The sequence below is a fragment of the Neisseria meningitidis genome, from assembly GCF_022869645.1.
GTDB lineage: Bacteria > Pseudomonadota > Gammaproteobacteria > Burkholderiales > Neisseriaceae > Neisseria > Neisseria meningitidis.
Genome location: NZ_CP064367.1, coordinates 2,012,273 through 2,026,359, shown reverse-complemented (window position 1 = coordinate 2,026,359; position 14,087 = coordinate 2,012,273). Strand labels below are relative to the sequence as shown.

At 54.2% G+C, this 14,087-nt stretch carries 14 protein-coding genes; 6 read left to right on the top strand and 8 right to left on the bottom strand.

Annotation, left to right across the window (positions count from 1 at the left end):
* Nucleotides 1–429: 429 nt before the first annotated feature.
* The 3 genes from IUJ45_RS10270 to IUJ45_RS10260 all read right to left on the bottom strand — a co-directional run bounded on the left by IUJ45_RS10270 (nucleotide 430) and on the right by IUJ45_RS10260 (nucleotide 3,123).
* Nucleotides 430–1,647: an aspartate kinase gene (locus IUJ45_RS10270; RefSeq protein ID WP_002219034.1), complete on the bottom strand. Its 1,218-nt coding sequence runs from the start codon at nucleotides 1,645–1,647 to the stop codon at nucleotides 430–432.
* Nucleotides 1,648–1,848: 201 nt separating this feature from the next.
* Nucleotides 1,849–2,577 carry a ribonuclease PH gene (gene rph, locus IUJ45_RS10265; protein ID WP_002212901.1) on the bottom strand — a complete coding sequence of 243 codons (729 nt, stop codon included), beginning with the start codon at nucleotides 2,575–2,577 and terminating at the stop codon, nucleotides 1,849–1,851.
* 81 nt (nucleotides 2,578–2,658) lie between these two features.
* Nucleotides 2,659–3,123 (bottom strand): universal stress protein, encoded by a 465-nt coding sequence (locus IUJ45_RS10260; protein ID WP_002243301.1) that lies wholly within the window; start codon nucleotides 3,121–3,123, stop codon nucleotides 2,659–2,661.
* Nucleotides 3,124–3,339: 216 nt separating this feature from the next.
* Between IUJ45_RS10260 and IUJ45_RS10255 the strand changes: the two genes are divergently transcribed.
* From IUJ45_RS10255 to IUJ45_RS10230, 6 genes are all read left to right on the top strand, one after another.
* Nucleotides 3,340–4,116: a tRNA threonylcarbamoyladenosine dehydratase gene (locus IUJ45_RS10255; RefSeq protein ID WP_002238122.1), complete on the top strand. Its 777-nt coding sequence runs from the start codon at nucleotides 3,340–3,342 to the stop codon at nucleotides 4,114–4,116.
* Nucleotides 4,117–4,360: 244 nt separating this feature from the next.
* Nucleotides 4,361–5,215 carry a segregation and condensation protein A gene (locus IUJ45_RS10250; RefSeq protein ID WP_002232740.1) on the top strand — a complete coding sequence of 285 codons (855 nt, stop codon included), beginning with the start codon at nucleotides 4,361–4,363 and terminating at the stop codon, nucleotides 5,213–5,215.
* Between the two features lie 40 nt (nucleotides 5,216–5,255).
* Entirely contained in the window at nucleotides 5,256–6,464 is a 1,209-nt protein-coding gene (gene pncB / locus IUJ45_RS10245) for a nicotinate phosphoribosyltransferase (protein ID WP_002242872.1), read from the top strand.
* A gap of 91 nt (nucleotides 6,465–6,555) precedes the next feature.
* A complete protein-coding gene (argS, locus tag IUJ45_RS10240) occupies nucleotides 6,556–8,274 on the top strand; it encodes an arginine--tRNA ligase (RefSeq protein ID WP_082308699.1) in 1,719 nt (572 codons plus the stop codon).
* A gap of 549 nt (nucleotides 8,275–8,823) precedes the next feature.
* The gene (locus IUJ45_RS10235; protein ID WP_002246292.1) at nucleotides 8,824–10,242 is read left to right on the top strand and encodes a sulfatase-like hydrolase/transferase; all 1,419 of its coding nucleotides are present in this window, start codon (nucleotides 8,824–8,826) and stop codon (nucleotides 10,240–10,242) included.
* A 475-nt stretch (nucleotides 10,243–10,717) separates the two neighbouring features.
* Nucleotides 10,718–10,903, top strand: a complete 186-nt coding sequence (locus IUJ45_RS10230; protein ID WP_025460053.1) for a hypothetical protein — start codon at nucleotides 10,718–10,720, stop codon at nucleotides 10,901–10,903.
* Nucleotides 10,904–11,178: 275 nt separating this feature from the next.
* Here the strand turns inward: IUJ45_RS10230 and IUJ45_RS10225 are convergent, their stop codons facing one another.
* The 5 genes from IUJ45_RS10225 to ispF form a co-directional block, all read right to left on the bottom strand.
* Nucleotides 11,179–11,925, bottom strand: a complete 747-nt coding sequence (locus IUJ45_RS10225) for an amino acid ABC transporter permease (protein ID WP_002216849.1) — start codon at nucleotides 11,923–11,925, stop codon at nucleotides 11,179–11,181.
* Nucleotides 11,909–12,088 carry a hypothetical protein gene (locus tag IUJ45_RS10220; RefSeq protein WP_002212887.1) on the bottom strand — a complete coding sequence of 60 codons (180 nt, stop codon included), beginning with the start codon at nucleotides 12,086–12,088 and terminating at the stop codon, nucleotides 11,909–11,911. The genes IUJ45_RS10225 and IUJ45_RS10220 overlap by 17 nt, the downstream gene beginning before the upstream one ends.
* 15 nt (nucleotides 12,089–12,103) lie before the next feature.
* Nucleotides 12,104–12,775, bottom strand: coding sequence for a thermonuclease family protein (locus IUJ45_RS10215; protein ID WP_002212884.1), 672 nt, complete (start codon nucleotides 12,773–12,775; stop codon nucleotides 12,104–12,106).
* A gap of 68 nt (nucleotides 12,776–12,843) precedes the next feature.
* Nucleotides 12,844–13,515, bottom strand: a complete 672-nt coding sequence (gene rpiA, locus IUJ45_RS10210) for a ribose-5-phosphate isomerase RpiA (protein ID WP_002223576.1) — start codon at nucleotides 13,513–13,515, stop codon at nucleotides 12,844–12,846.
* 76 nt (nucleotides 13,516–13,591) lie between these two features.
* A complete protein-coding gene (ispF, locus tag IUJ45_RS10205) occupies nucleotides 13,592–14,074 on the bottom strand; it encodes a 2-C-methyl-D-erythritol 2,4-cyclodiphosphate synthase (protein WP_002245122.1) in 483 nt (160 codons plus the stop codon).
* Nucleotides 14,075–14,087 lie beyond the last annotated feature (13 nt).

Here is a 14,087-nt window from a genome sequence, read left to right as displayed (position 1 = left end):
GGCGGAGCGGTTGCTGTTTTTCCCAATAAATGCCCCCCAACCTAAAATTCGTCATTCCCGCGCAGGCGGGAATCTAGTCCATTCAGTTTCGGTTTTTTTGGCTAGTGCCGCAACATTAAATTTCTAGATTCCCACTTTCGTGGGAATGACGGGATGTATAGTGGATTAACAAAAACCAGTACAGCGTTGCCTCGCCTTAGCTCAAAGAGAACGATTCTCTAAGGTGCTGCACCAAGTGAATCGGTTCCGTACTATTTGTACTGTCTGCGGCTTCGTCGCCTTGTCCTGATTTTTGTTAATCCACTATAAATTTAATCCACTATATTTTTTGTTCCAAAGTCAAAATATGCCGTCCGAACATTCGGGCGGCAGACAAAACGGCACTGCCCGATAAAGGCAGTGCCGTTGTCCGTTTCAAACCGTGAAACATCAGCCCAAATTAAAGGCTTTATGCAATACCCTGGTTGCCAGTTCCATGTATTTTTCATCAATCAATACGGAAACTTTGATTTCGGAGGTGGAAATCATTTGGATGTTGATACCCTCTTCGGCGAGCGTGCGGAAGATTTTGGCGGCTACGCCGACGTGCGAACGCATACCCAAACCGACTGCGGAGACTTTGCACACGGTGTCGTCGCCATCAATAGAAGCCGCGCCGATACTGTCTTGGCGTTCCGACAGGATTTCCAAAGTCTGCTTGTAATCGCCGCGCGGTACGGTAAAGGAAAAATCGGTTGTGCCTTCGCTGCCGACATTTTGGATAATCATATCGACTTCGATGTTGGCATCGGCGACCGCGCCCAAAATCTGATAGGCGACACCGGGTTTGTCGGGTACGCCGCGCACGTTGATGCGGGCTTGGTTTTTGTCGAATGCGATACCGGTTACGGCAGCTCTTTCCATGTTGTCGTCCTCTTCAAAGGTAATTAAGGTGCCATTGCCGCCGTCTTGCAGGCTGCTCAGTACGCGCAGGCGCACTTTGTACTTTCCGGCGAATTCTACTGAACGGATTTGCAAGACTTTCGAGCCGAGGCTTGCCAATTCGATCATTTCTTCAAATGTAACCGTATCCATGCGGCGCGCTTCGGGTACGACGCGCGGATCGGTGGTGTACACGCCGTCCACGTCGGTATAGATTTGGCATTCGTCCGCTTTGAGGGCTGCGGCAAGCGCAACGGCGGAAGTGTCGGAACCGCCGCGTCCGAGCGTGGAAATATCGCCTTCACTGCTGATGCCTTGGAAGCCGGCAACGATGACGACTTTGCCGGCGGTAAGGTCGGCACGCATTTTTTCGTCATCAATGCTTTCGATGCGGGCTTTGGTGTGGGCGGTATCGGTTTTGAGGGCGACCTGCCAGCCTGTGTAGCTTTTGGCATCCACGCCGATGTCTTTCAATGCCATCGCCAAAAGGCCGATGGTTACTTGTTCGCCGGTGGACAAAACCACGTCCAATTCGCGCGGATCGGGATGCTCCTGCATTTCGTGCGCCAACGCGACCAGGCGGTTGGTTTCACCGCTCATGGCGGATACGACGACGACGATGTCGTGTCCTTCGGCGCGGGCTTTGGCGACACGTTTGGCCACGTTTTTAATGCGTTCGGGCGAGCCTACGGATGTGCCGCCGTATTTGTGTACGATTAACGCCATGTTTCGTGCTTTCTTGTGTGGGATTGGTCGGGCAGCATGGTTTGCTGGAAAAGCGGCTATTATTACTATTTTTTACATGAAGTTCAAGAACGGACTGCGCTTTCCCGCCTGCCGTTTGACAGCGGTCAGCGAAAAACCTGTTCTTTCAGATTGTTGACAAAATGCCGTCTGAACGGTTTTCAGACGGCATCCGGACGACAATCAGGCGGCGGACAACGCATTTTGCTGGTGTTGCAGCAGTTCGCCTATGCCTTTTTGCGCCAGTGCAACCAGTTTGCCCAATTCGTCCAAACTGAACGGCGCGTCTTCCGCCGTACCTTGGATTTCGATGATTTTTCCCGATGCGGTCATGACGATATTCACATCACTGTCGCAACCGGAGTCTTCGGGATAATCCAAATCCAAAAGCGGCACGCCGTTCACTACGCCTACTGACACAGCGGCAACGGCTTCGCGGATGGGGTTTTCACTCAAAATGCCGTCTGAAACCAGTTTGCCGACGGCGATTTGCAGCGCGACAAACGCACCGGTAATCGAAGCCGTGCGCGTACCGCCGTCTGCCTGAATCACGTCGCAGTCAATCAAGATTTGGCGTTCGCCGAGTTTTTCCATATCCACGACCGCGCGCAGCGAACGCCCGATAAGGCGTTGGATTTCTTGTGTGCGCCCGGACTGTTTGCCCGCCGAAGCTTCGCGGCGCATCCGGGAAGCAGTTGAGGCAGGCAGCATCCCGTATTCCGCCGTTACCCAGCCTTGGTTTTTACCGCGCAGAAACGGCGGGACGTTTTCATCTATGGAAGCGGTACAAATCACTTTGGTATTGCCGCATTCAATAAGGCACGAACCGTCCGTATGCGGCAGGAAATGAGGGGTGATTTTGATATCGCGCAGGCTGTCGGCGGCGCGCGAGATGCGGATGTAATCAGGCATACTGCCCTCCCGTTAAAAACAGATAAATTAAAAAGCCTTAAATATGAAAAATCACATTTAAGGCCTTCAAACTGAAAATTTCTACGCCTCTTCGGCTTTGCTGCGGATAATCAAAAGCGGCAGGTGGCTTTGGCGCATTACCGTTTCGGCAAAACTGCCCATTAAAAGGTGCATCAGCCCGGTACGTCCGTGCGTACCCAACACCAGCAGGTCGGCACCGTTTTCATCGGCATAATCAACCAAATCCTGCGCCATTTCGCGCGCACCCTTATTGGCAACCAGCAGGTGTTTGACGGTATTTTCCACACCCAGTTCCCGGGCGGTGCGCTCGGCGGCATCCAAAACCTCGTTACCTTGTGCAATGGCGGCTGCCTCGTAACTCTCGTGTTGCAAAAATTCGGGGGCGAGCGCCATATATTCGGCAGGATTGGCAACGTGTACCAAAGTCAGACGCGCACCGTTGACCCCGGCAAGCTCGGCGGCATGTTTCAGGGCATTGATGGACGTTTCACTGCCGTCAACGGCAACAACCAGATGTTTGTACATATCGTATTCTCCTTTTGCACCGCCTCGCGGTGCCCTCTTGTCGGATGGGCGCAGGGACAGTTTGCGCCGTTTCATTATAGACCCGCCGTCGGGCTTTATACAACAGCCGAACAGCCCGACCGCTTTCCAGTATAATATGCCGCTTCCGTGCAGTCAGGCATTTTTTGCCGGCTTTCGTTCACTTTTTGATTTGACGCAATCTTGCAGGATTCGACCATGTCCGACAACGCTTTGACCTCTTCGCGACGCTTCGGCGGCATCGCCAGACTCTACGGAGACTCCGCCTTGGCGCACTTTTCACAGGCACACGTCTGCGTAGTCGGCGTGGGCGGTGTCGGCTCGTGGGCGGTCGAGGCTTTGGCGCGGACGGGCATCGGACGTTTGACTTTGATTGATTTGGACAACGTTGCCGAATCCAATGTCAACCGCCAGCTGCACGCCCTGACCGGAGACTTCGGCAAAGCAAAAGTTACCGCCTTGCGCGAACGCATTACACAAATCAATCCGCAATGCGAAGTGTTTGAAATTGAAGATTTCGTTACCGAAGACAATTTGCCGGAATACTTCGGAAAAGGTTTTGATTTCGTCATCGACGCGATCGACCAAGTGCGCGTCAAAGCAGCAATGGCGGCTTATTTTGTGGAACGTAAACAACCGTTTGTCCTCAGCGGCGGCGCGGGCGGACAAAAAAATCCGGCGTTAATCCAAACCGCCGATTTGAGCCGCGTAACCCACGACCCGCTGCTTGCCAACCTGCGCTACACCTTGCGGAAACGCTACGGATTCAGCCGCGATACGAAAGCAAATATGCGCGTGCCGTGCGTGTTCTCAACCGAAAACATCACGCCGCCGCAATCGGGCGTGGCGTGTTCTGCCGATGCCGCACCGCAGGGCTTGTCGTGCGCCGGCTACGGTGCAAGCATGCTCGTTACCGCTTCGTTCGGGCTATATTGTGCACAAGCAGCGGTGGAACACATCGCAGGCAAAAAATAAGCAATGCCGTCTGAAACAGGATTCAGACGGCATTTGAACAAACGCGGCAATCAAGCTGTCGGTTCAGAAAAACCAACATCGGCACGCCTAAAACCGTATTCACAACCTGCTCCTTTTCAAAACATTTGCATTTAAAAGCCGTTATAATGCCGTCTGAACATTTGCCCGACCACATTATACGTGAATGTCGGCAGATTGTTTTCTTTTGTAAACTTATATTAAAATCCACTTACCGATTCACGCCATGCCGCCCATCCCTGCCCCATCCGCACCATCCGAGCACACTGTCGCATGGGTATTCGGCCAACCCGTTACCGATTTGCCGCAGGATTTGTTTATCCCACCCGACGCGCTGAAAGTCGTATTGGGCAGTTTTCAAGGCCCTTTGGATCTACTGCTGTATCTGATCCGCAAGCAGAACATCGATGTTCTCGATATTCCGATGGTGAAGATTACCGAGCAGTATCTGCACTACATCGCCCAAATAGAAACCTATCAGTTTGATTTGGCGGCGGAATATCTTTTGATGGCAGCAATGCTGATTGAAATCAAATCGCGCCTGCTGCTGCCGCGTACCGAAGCCGTCGAAGACGAAGAAGCCGACCCGCGTGCCGAGTTGGTGCGCCGCCTGCTGGCTTACGAGCAGATGAAGCTGGCGGCACAAGGGTTGGATGCGCTTCCTCGTGCGGGCCGGGATTTCGCATGGGCGTACCTACCTCTGGAAATTGCCGTCGAAGCCAAGCTGCCCGAAGTCTATATTACCGACTTGACGCAAGCGTGGCTGGGTATTTTGTCTCGGGCAAAACATACGCGCAGCCACGAAGTTATCAAAGAAACCATCTCCGTGCGCGCGCAAATGACGGCAATCCTGCGCCGTTTGAACGGACACGGGATATGCAGGTTTCACGACCTGTTCAATCCCGAACAGGGCGCGGCTTACGTGGTCGTCAACTTCATCTCACTGTTGGAGCTTGCCAAAGAAGGATTGGTCAGAATCGTGCAGGAAGTCGGTTTCGGAGAAATCCGAATCAGCCTCAATCATGAGGGGGCGCATTCAGACGGCATTTCCGGCACACGAGGCGGGCGCGATGTGTTCTAATACGCCCCAAGCCGCCACCAAAAATCGGGAGACACGCCATATGACCGGCATCATACATTCGCTGCTTGACACCGACCTCTACAAATTCACTATGCTGCAAGTGGTTCTGCACCAGTTTCCGCAGACGCACAGCCTTTACGAATTCCGCTGCCGCAACGCCTCGACCGTCTATCCGCTTGCCGACATCAAGGAAGACTTGGAAGCCGAACTCGACGCGCTCTGCCGGCTGCGCTTCACCCACGACGAACTCGGCTATCTGCGCTCCCTGCGTTTCATCAAAAGCGACTTTGTCGATTATCTCGAACTCTTCCAGCTCCAACGCCGCTTTGTCGAAGTCGGCACAGACGATAAAGGCCGTCTGAACATCCGTATCGAAGGCCCGATGATACAGGCGATGTTCTTTGAAATCTTCATCCTCGCCATTGTCAACGAACTTTACTTCCGCCGGCTGGAAACCCCTGCCGTTATCGAAGAAGGTGAACGCCGGCTTCAAGCCAAAGCCGCGCGCCTCAAAGAAATCGCCGCCGCACAAAACCCCGACGATCCGCCCTTCCTGATTTCCGACTTCGGCACGCGCCGCCGCTACAAGCTCGCGTGGCAGGAACACGTCATCCGCACCCTGCTCGAAGCCGCCCCAAGCATCGTGCGCGGCACCAGCAATGTCTTTCTCGCCAAAAAACTCGGCATTACCCCCATCGGCACCATGGCGCACGAATTCCTCCAAGCCTTCCAGGCCCTCGACGTACGCCTGCGGAATTTCCAAAAGGCCGCGCTCGAAAGCTGGGTGCACGAATACCGGGGCGATTTGGGCGTTGCCCTGACCGACGTTGTCGGTATGGATGCCTTCCTGCGCGATTTCGACCTCTATTTCGCCAAACTTTTCGACGGGCTGCGCCACGACAGCGGCGACCCTTACGTTTGGGGCGACAAAGCCTACGCCCACTATCAAAAGCTCAAAATCGACAGCCGCACCAAAATGCTGACCTTCTCCGACGGGCTGGACATCGAACGCTCTTGGGCATTGCACCAATATTTCAAAGACCGCTTCAAAACCGGCTTCGGCATCGGCACCAACCTCACCAACGATATGGGGCATACGCCCTTGAATATCGTCTTGAAACTGGTCGAATGCAACGGGCAGTCCGTCGCCAAGCTGTCCGACTCTCCGGGCAAAACCATGACCAACAACAGCACCTTCCTCGCCTACCTGCGCCAAGTGTTCGACGTACCCGAACCCGAAACGCCGTAAACCGGCAGAAAAAGCGCACAATTCCTGTTTCTGCCGCATAAAATCTTTTAAAATACCGCCTGATTTGAATTTAACCGAAAGACCGAACTTCATGAACCTACATCAAACCGTCGAACACGAAGCCGCCGCCGCCTTTGCCGCCGCAGGCATCGCCGACAGTCCCGTTGTTTTGCAGCCGACCAAAAATGCCGAACACGGCGATTTCCAAATCAACGGCGTGATGGGTGCGGCGAAAAAAGCCAAACAAAACCCGCGCGAACTGGCGCAAAAGGTCGCCGACGCATTGGCAGGCAACGCCGTCATCGAAAGCGCAGAAGTCGCCGGCCCGGGCTTCATCAACCTGCGCCTGCGCCCCGAATTTCTCGCGCAAAACATTCAGACGGCCTTGAACGACGCGCGTTTCGGCGTGGCAAAAACCGACAAACCGCAAACCGTCGTTATCGACTATTCTTCGCCCAATCTGGCAAAAGAAATGCACGTCGGCCACCTGCGTTCCAGCATTATCGGCGACAGCATTTCGCGCGTGTTGGCATTTATGGGCAACACCGTCATCCGTCAAAACCACGTCGGCGACTGGGGTACCCAGTTTGGCATGTTGGTCGCTTATTTGGTCGAGCAGCAAAAAGACAATGCCGCGTTTGAACTGGCGGATTTGGAGCAGTTTTACCGCGCCGCCAAAGTGCGCTTTGACGAAGATGCCGCCTTTGCCGACACCGCGCGTGAATACGTTGTGAAGCTGCAAGGCGGCGATGAAACCGTGTTAGCGTTGTGGAAACAGTTTGTTGATATTTCGCTCTCGCACGCCCAAGCCGTTTATGACACGCTGGGCTTGAAACTGCGCCCCGAAGATGTGGCGGGCGAATCGAAATACAACGACGATTTGCAGCCTGTGGTCGATGATTTGGTTCAAAAAGGTCTGGCGGTCGAAGACGACAGCGCGAAAGTCGTGTTCTTGGACGAGTTTAAAAACAAAGAAGGCGAACCCGCCGCATTTATCGTGCAAAAACAAGGCGGCGGCTTCCTCTACGCCTCCACCGATTTGGCGTGCCTGCGCTACCGCATAGGCCGTCTGAAAGCCGACCGCCTGCTGTACGTCGTCGACCACCGCCAAGCCCTGCACTTTGAGCAACTCTTTACCACTTCACGCAAAGCCGGCTATCTGCCGGAAAACGTCGGCGCGGCATTTGTCGGCTTCGGCACGATGATGGGCAAAGACGGCAAGCCGTTTAAAACGCGCAGCGGCGACACCGTGAAACTGGTTGATTTGCTGACCGAAGCCGTCGAGCGCGCCACCGCTTTGGTGAAAGAGAAAAATCCCGAATTGGGCGCGGACGAAGCCACCAAAATCGGTAAAACCGTCGGCATCGGCTCAATCAAATACGCCGATTTGAGCAAAAACCGCACCAGCGATTATGTGTTCGACTGGGACGCCATGCTCTCGTTTGAAGGCAACACCGCCCCCTATCTGCAATACGCCTACACCCGCGTGCAAAGCGTGTTCCGCAAAGCAGGCGAATGGGATGCAAATGCGCCAACCGTTTTGACCGAACCGCTGGAAAAACAGCTTGCCGCCGAGCTGCTGAAATTTGAAGACGTACTGCAAAGCGTGGCGGACACGGCGTATCCGCACTACCTCGCCGCCTACCTCTATCAAATTGCGACCCTGTTCAGCCGCTTCTACGAAGCCTGTCCGATACTCAAAGCCGAAGGCGCAAGCCGCAACAGCCGCCTGCAACTGGCAAAACTCACCGGCGACACGCTGAAACAAGGCTTGGATTTGCTGGGCATCGATGTGTTGGACGTAATGTAAAACCGCACCGCCCGATTGCGGACAACAGCCTCGCCATCCTTATCCGAATCTGAAAAAAGCGGCGCGATACACCGTATCCGCCGCCCCTCCCAAAATGCGAAACAGACAAACGCCAAGCAAGCAAGCAAGCAAGCAAGCAAGCAAGCAAGCAAGCAAGCAAAAATTATAACCCCCTTTCTGCCGACGCACGCACTTTCCGCGCGGCGCATTCCCCTTTTTCCGCCCCTCAAACCCGCCTTTTCTCCAGGCAGGGTTTCAGCCCGCCTCCTTTCCCTGTTTTCCTTCCCTCAACACGCGTGCGCACCCCCTGCCGCACCGTGCCGCACTTTCGCGCTCGGACGGCATCGGTCTGTCATCCGGTTCTCTGTTTTAAATACCCCTGTTTCAGAAAGAAATTGCAGATGTTTCAACACACAGGACGACACATAAAGCACCGCCCTATATGTTGCCCTGATTTGGAAGGGGTTACGCCTCCCAAATAAAGCCTGATCCTGCCGCCCCGAAGGACAGATGTCCGAGTGGCGGGGTTTCAACCGAAAAGGAAATACGATGAATATTCACGCCCTGCTCTCCAAACAATGGACGCTGCCGCCATTCCTGCCGAAACGGCTGCTGCTGTCCCTGCTGATACTGCTTGCCCCCAATGCGGTGTTTTGGGTTTTGGCACTGCTGACCGCCACCGCCCGCCCGATTGTCAATTTGGACTACCTTCCCGCCGCGCTGCTGATCGCCCTGCCTTGGCGTTTCGTCAAAATTGCCGGCGTATTGGCGTTTTGGCTGGCGGTTTTGTTTGACGGGCTGATGATGGTGATCCAGCTTTTCCCTTTTATGGACCTCATCGGCGCCATCAACCTCGTCCCCTTCATCCTGACCGCCCCCACCCCTTATCAGATAATGACCGGGCTGTTGCTGCTGTATATGCTGGCGATGCCGTTTGTGTTGCAGAAAGCCGCCGCCAAAACCGACTTCCGGCACATTGCCGTCTGCGCCGCCGTTGTGGCGGCAGCCGGCTATTTCACCGGCCATTTGAGTTACTACGACCGGGGGCGGATGGCCAATATCTTCGGCGCAAACAACTTCTATTACGCCAAAAGTCAGGCGATGCTCTACACCGTTAGCCAGAATGCCGACTTTATTACCGCCGGCCTGGTCGATCCCGTCTTCCTCCCCTTGGGCAATCAGCAGCGTGCCGCCACGCATCTGAACGAGCCGAAATCTCAAAAAATCCTCTTTATCGTCGCCGAATCTTGGGGGCTGCCGGCCAATCCCGAACTTCAAAACGCCACTTTTGCCAAACTGCTGGCGCAAAAAGACCGTTTTTCGGTTTGGGAAAGCGGCAGTTTTCCCTTCATCGGCGCGACGGTCGAAGGCGAAATGCGCGAATTGTGCGCCTACGGCGGTTTGCGCGGGTTCGCACTGCGCCGCGCGCCCGACGAAAAATTTGCCCGCTGCCTCCCCAACCGTTTGAAACAAGAAGGTTATGCCACCTTTGCGATGCACGGCGCGGGCAGTTCGCTTTACGACCGCTTCAGCTGGTATCCGAGGGCGGGCTTTCAAGAAATCAAAACCGCCGAAAACCTGATCGGTAAAAAAACCTGTGCCATTTTCGGCGGCGTGTGCGACAGCGAGCTGTTCGGCGAAGTGTCGGCATTTTTCAAAAAACACGACAAGGGACTGTTTTACTGGATGACGCTGACCAGCCACGCCGACTATCCCGAATCCGACATTTTCAACCACAGGCTCAAATGCACCGAATACGGCCTACCCGCCGAAACCGACCTCTGCCGCAACTTCAGCCTGCACACCCAATTCTTCGACCAACTGGCGGATTTAATCCAACGCCCCGAAATGAAAGGCGTGGAAGTCATCATCGTCGGCGACCATCCGCCGCCCGTCGGCAACCTCAATGAAACCTTCCGCTACCTCAAACAGGGGCACGTCGCCTGGCTGAACTTCAAAATCAAATAACAACAATGCCGTCTGAACGCACCAACAGCCTTCAGACGGCATTTTGCAGACAGACCGACCCTTCAAGCCCACTTTTTTCATCATCTCCGATAAATTGCTTTGTATAGTGGATTAACAAAAACCAGTACGGCGTTGCCTCGCCTTAGCTCAAAGAGAACGATTCTCTAAGGTGCTGAAGCACCAAGTGAATCGGTTCCGTACTATTTGTACTGTCTGCGGCTTCGTCGCCTTGTCCTGATTTTTGTTAATCCACTATAAAGACCGTCGGGCATCTGCAGCCGTCATTCCCGCGCAGGCGGGAATCTAGAACGTGGAATCTAAAGAAACCGTTTTACCCGATAAGTTTCCGCACCGACAGACCTAGATTCCCGCCTGCGCGGGAATGACGGGATTTTAGGTTTCTGATTTTGGTTTTCTGTCCTTGTGGGAATGACGGGATGTAGGTTCGTAGGAATGACGTGGTGCAGGTTTCCGTATGGATGGATTCGTCGTTCCCGCGAAAGCGGGAATCCGGAACCGGAAACCACAAAAATTTATCGGGAAAACCGAAACTCAAAAACAACGGAAACCGAACGGACAGGATTCCCGCCTGCGCGGGAATGACGGCTCATACATCACCCAAAAAATTGAAACCAAACAGATGGGATTCCCTCTTGCGTGAGGCTGACAGATGCCGTCTGAAAGACTTTCAGACGGCATAGCTTTTTCTCTTTGAATTTATAGTGGATTAACAAAAATCAGGACAGGCGACGAAGCCGCAGACAGTACAAATAGTACGGAACCGATTCACTTGGTGCTTCAGCACCTTAGAGAATCGTTCTCTTTGAGCTAAGGCGAGGCAACGCCGTACTGGTTTTTGTTAATCCACGATAAATTTACCACAAAAAAGCTGCCTCAAATGAATACCCGGGCAGCTTTTTGTTGATATGACTCCAATCAGCGGTGTTGCGGATTGTAACGTTTTTCCAAACGCAGGAATATCCAGCCTAAGAAAGTCGTCATCAACAGATAAATCAGGGCGACGGTGTAAAGCGGTTCTTCATAAACCGAATACCGGCCCGTAATCGTATTCTGAACATACGCCAACTCCGCCACAGCAATGACCGACAGCAGCGAGCTGTCTTTCAAGAGCGTGATGAACTCGCTCGCCAAAGGCGGCAGCATACGGCGCAATGCCTGCGGCAGAATCACATAGCGCATCGCCTGCGGATAGGTCAGCCCCAAAGAACGCGCCGCCTCCATCTGTCCTTTGTCTATAGACTGGATGCCCGCGCGGAAAATCTCACAGATATACGCCCCCGAGTTGGCGATCAGTGCCAAAGAACCGGCAATCAGCGGCCCGTATCCGCGACGCAGCGCGATTGCCGCCTCGCCGCTAACCAAAATGCCGTCTGAAGGATGGACGAAAAACGGAAACCACACATACGCCCAAATCACAATCTGCACAAACAGCGGCGTACCCCGGAACAGCGTAACATACAGCAGCGAAACCTTACGCAACGCCCACGCCAGCACGCGCATCGGCGCACCGGCTTTTTCCAAGTGAATCAGGCGCGCCAACGCCAACAACAGACCCAATACCGAACCGCCCGCCGTCGCCACGACCGTCAGCCCCAAGGTCGTCAGTGCGCCGTAAAGAAACATCCAGCGGTATTCGTAAATAATGTCAAAACGAAAATCCATAAACCGTCCGTATCAAAAACCGGCGGAACTGCCGCCGTTGCAAAATAATCCGCCATTTTACCGTAAAAACCGCCGCCTGAACTTTTTTATCGCGGCAGACGGCGGTTGCGCGTCTCCGCAAAAATGCAGGGCGCGCGGTTTTCAGACGGCATTTGCCGTTCAAAGCCGTGCGGTGTCTTTACCAAATGCCCAACCATTCGCCCACGGCATCCATCCAATCCTTATTGCCCCCGCCGCTCCTGCCTGCCCGGCGGTACGCCCACGGCGCTTGCGGATTTTTAGCTTTCCACAATCCTTTGCGTTCCCTTTCCGCCTGAATTTGAGCGTCGGCATAATCGGCAAAATCCGCCTTATCCTGCTGTTCTTTAGCATAACTTTTATAATGCCACGCCGCCCCGTCCTGCACCTGCATCAGGTTCAAATCGGTTTTGCCGACAGAAACCTGCGCCACTTCGCGCTGGTAGCGGTCGGTGTCGAACACGCGGACGCTGACTTTCCTGCCTTCCGCCGCCGCGCGCAGGTTGTCGCGCGAACGCGTGCCGTAAGCCTGTTTCATCTCCGGCGCGTCGATATACGCCATCCGGATTTTGTGTTTCGCGCCGTCGCCGTCGATAACGTGAAGGGTGTCGCCGTCATAGACTTTGGACACCGTGCCTGTGTAGCGGTGGCCGGATTTCGCCGATGCTCGGCGGCGGGCGGGCGCGTCGGAACCCGCGTCCCCTGCCGCGCCGAGTACGTCGAGTACGGCAACCGCCGTCCGCACCGCCTCGCTGCCGTACCCCGTATAACCCAACGCACCCAAAAGCGACAAGGCGACGGGAAGCCATTTCATGATTTTTTTAATCTGCATATTTTTCAAATGCCGATGCCGTCTGAACATATCGGAATCGGATTTCAGACGGCATCTTAACGTCAGGATTACCCTTGGCAGGGATAGATGACTTTCGCACCCTCTTCCGTCCCCAAAATCAACACATCGGCGGCATCGCGGGCGAATATGCCGTTTTCGAGCACGCCGGTGATTTTGTTGATTTCGTCTTCCATCGTCAGCGGCTGATCGATATTCAAGCCGTGGACATCGACGATTTGGTTGCCGTAAAACGTGGTGTAGCCGATACGCAGTTCGGGCTGTCCGCCCATAGCGAGCAGTTTGCGCGAAACAAGAGAGCGCGCGCTTTCGACGACTTCCACAGGCAGAGGGAATTTGCCCAAACGTGAAACATATTTGCTTTCATCCGCAATGCAGACGAATTTTTCGGATGCGCTGGCGACGATTTTTTCGTTGAGGTGTGCGCCGCCGCCGCCTTTAATCATTTGCAGGGCGTGGTTCACTTCATCCGCACCGTCAATATAGACCGCCAACCCCGATACTTCGTTCAGGGAAACGACGGGAATATCATATTGGGCAAGCAGTTCACTGGATTTTTTGGAAGTAGATACCGCGCCTTTGATTTTTTTGCCGCTCTTACCCAAGGCTTCGATGAAAAAGTTGATGGTCGAACCGGTACCGATGCCGATGTATTCGTTTTCGGGTACGAATTCGACTGCTTTTTCGGCGGCGATGCGCTTGAGTTCGTCTTGTGTCGTCATATTTTTGTCCTTTGGGAAACCGTATCAACAAACAGCCGCCATCTTAACATTTTTTTGCACGTCCTGCCCGCCGCGTTCAAATCCTTACCAGCAATACCGCCGCCTGCGACTCTATGCCTTCCATGCGCCCGAGATAACCGAGTTTTTCGTTGGTTTTGCCTTTGATGTTGACGCACGAAATGTCTATGCCCAAATCGGCGGCGATGTTGGCACGCATTTGCGGAATATGCGGCGCGAGTTTGGGTTTCTGTGCAATCACGGTCGTATCGACATTGACCGCCTGCCAACCCTGCGCCTGAACGCTTTGATACGCCGCACGCAAAAGGACGCGGCTGTCCGCATCTTTGAACTCTGCGGCGGTGTCGGGGAAATGGCTGCCGATATCGCCCAAACCTGCCGCACCGAGCAGCGCGTCGGTAACGGCGTGCAGCAGCGCATCGGCATCGGAGTGTCCGAGCAGCCCTTTTTCAAATGGGATTTCAACTCCGCCAAGTATCAGCTTTCTGCCTTCGGTCAGTTGGTGGACATCGTAGCCCTGTCCGATACGGATGTTCGTCATCGTTTGTGTTCCT

Excerpts from the sequence above, each read along its gene's own strand:
- rpiA (WP_002223576.1), bottom strand. The coding sequence starts at position 13,515 with ATGACGACACAAGACGAACTCAAGCGCATCGCCGCCGAAAAAGCAGTC.
- IUJ45_RS10260 (WP_002243301.1), bottom strand. The coding sequence starts at position 3,123 with ATGTACAAACATCTGGTTGTTGCCGTTGACGGCAGTGAAACGTCCATC.
- rph (WP_002212901.1), bottom strand. The coding sequence starts at position 2,577 with ATGCCTGATTACATCCGCATCTCGCGCGCCGCCGACAGCCTGCGCGAT.
- ispF (WP_002245122.1), bottom strand. The coding sequence starts at position 14,074 with ATGACGAACATCCGTATCGGACAGGGCTACGATGTCCACCAACTGACC.
- pncB (WP_002242872.1), top strand. The coding sequence starts at position 5,256 with ATGACCGGCATCATACATTCGCTGCTTGACACCGACCTCTACAAATTC.
- IUJ45_RS10255 (WP_002238122.1), top strand. The coding sequence starts at position 3,340 with ATGTCCGACAACGCTTTGACCTCTTCGCGACGCTTCGGCGGCATCGCC.
- IUJ45_RS10250 (WP_002232740.1), top strand. The coding sequence starts at position 4,361 with ATGCCGCCCATCCCTGCCCCATCCGCACCATCCGAGCACACTGTCGCA.
- IUJ45_RS10225 (WP_002216849.1), bottom strand. The coding sequence starts at position 11,925 with ATGGATTTTCGTTTTGACATTATTTACGAATACCGCTGGATGTTTCTT.
- IUJ45_RS10230 (WP_025460053.1), top strand. The coding sequence starts at position 10,718 with ATGGATGGATTCGTCGTTCCCGCGAAAGCGGGAATCCGGAACCGGAAA.
- argS (WP_082308699.1), top strand. The coding sequence starts at position 6,556 with ATGAACCTACATCAAACCGTCGAACACGAAGCCGCCGCCGCCTTTGCC.
- IUJ45_RS10215 (WP_002212884.1), bottom strand. The coding sequence starts at position 12,775 with ATGCAGATTAAAAAAATCATGAAATGGCTTCCCGTCGCCTTGTCGCTT.
- IUJ45_RS10235 (WP_002246292.1), top strand. The coding sequence starts at position 8,824 with ATGAATATTCACGCCCTGCTCTCCAAACAATGGACGCTGCCGCCATTC.
- IUJ45_RS10270 (WP_002219034.1), bottom strand. The coding sequence starts at position 1,647 with ATGGCGTTAATCGTACACAAATACGGCGGCACATCCGTAGGCTCGCCC.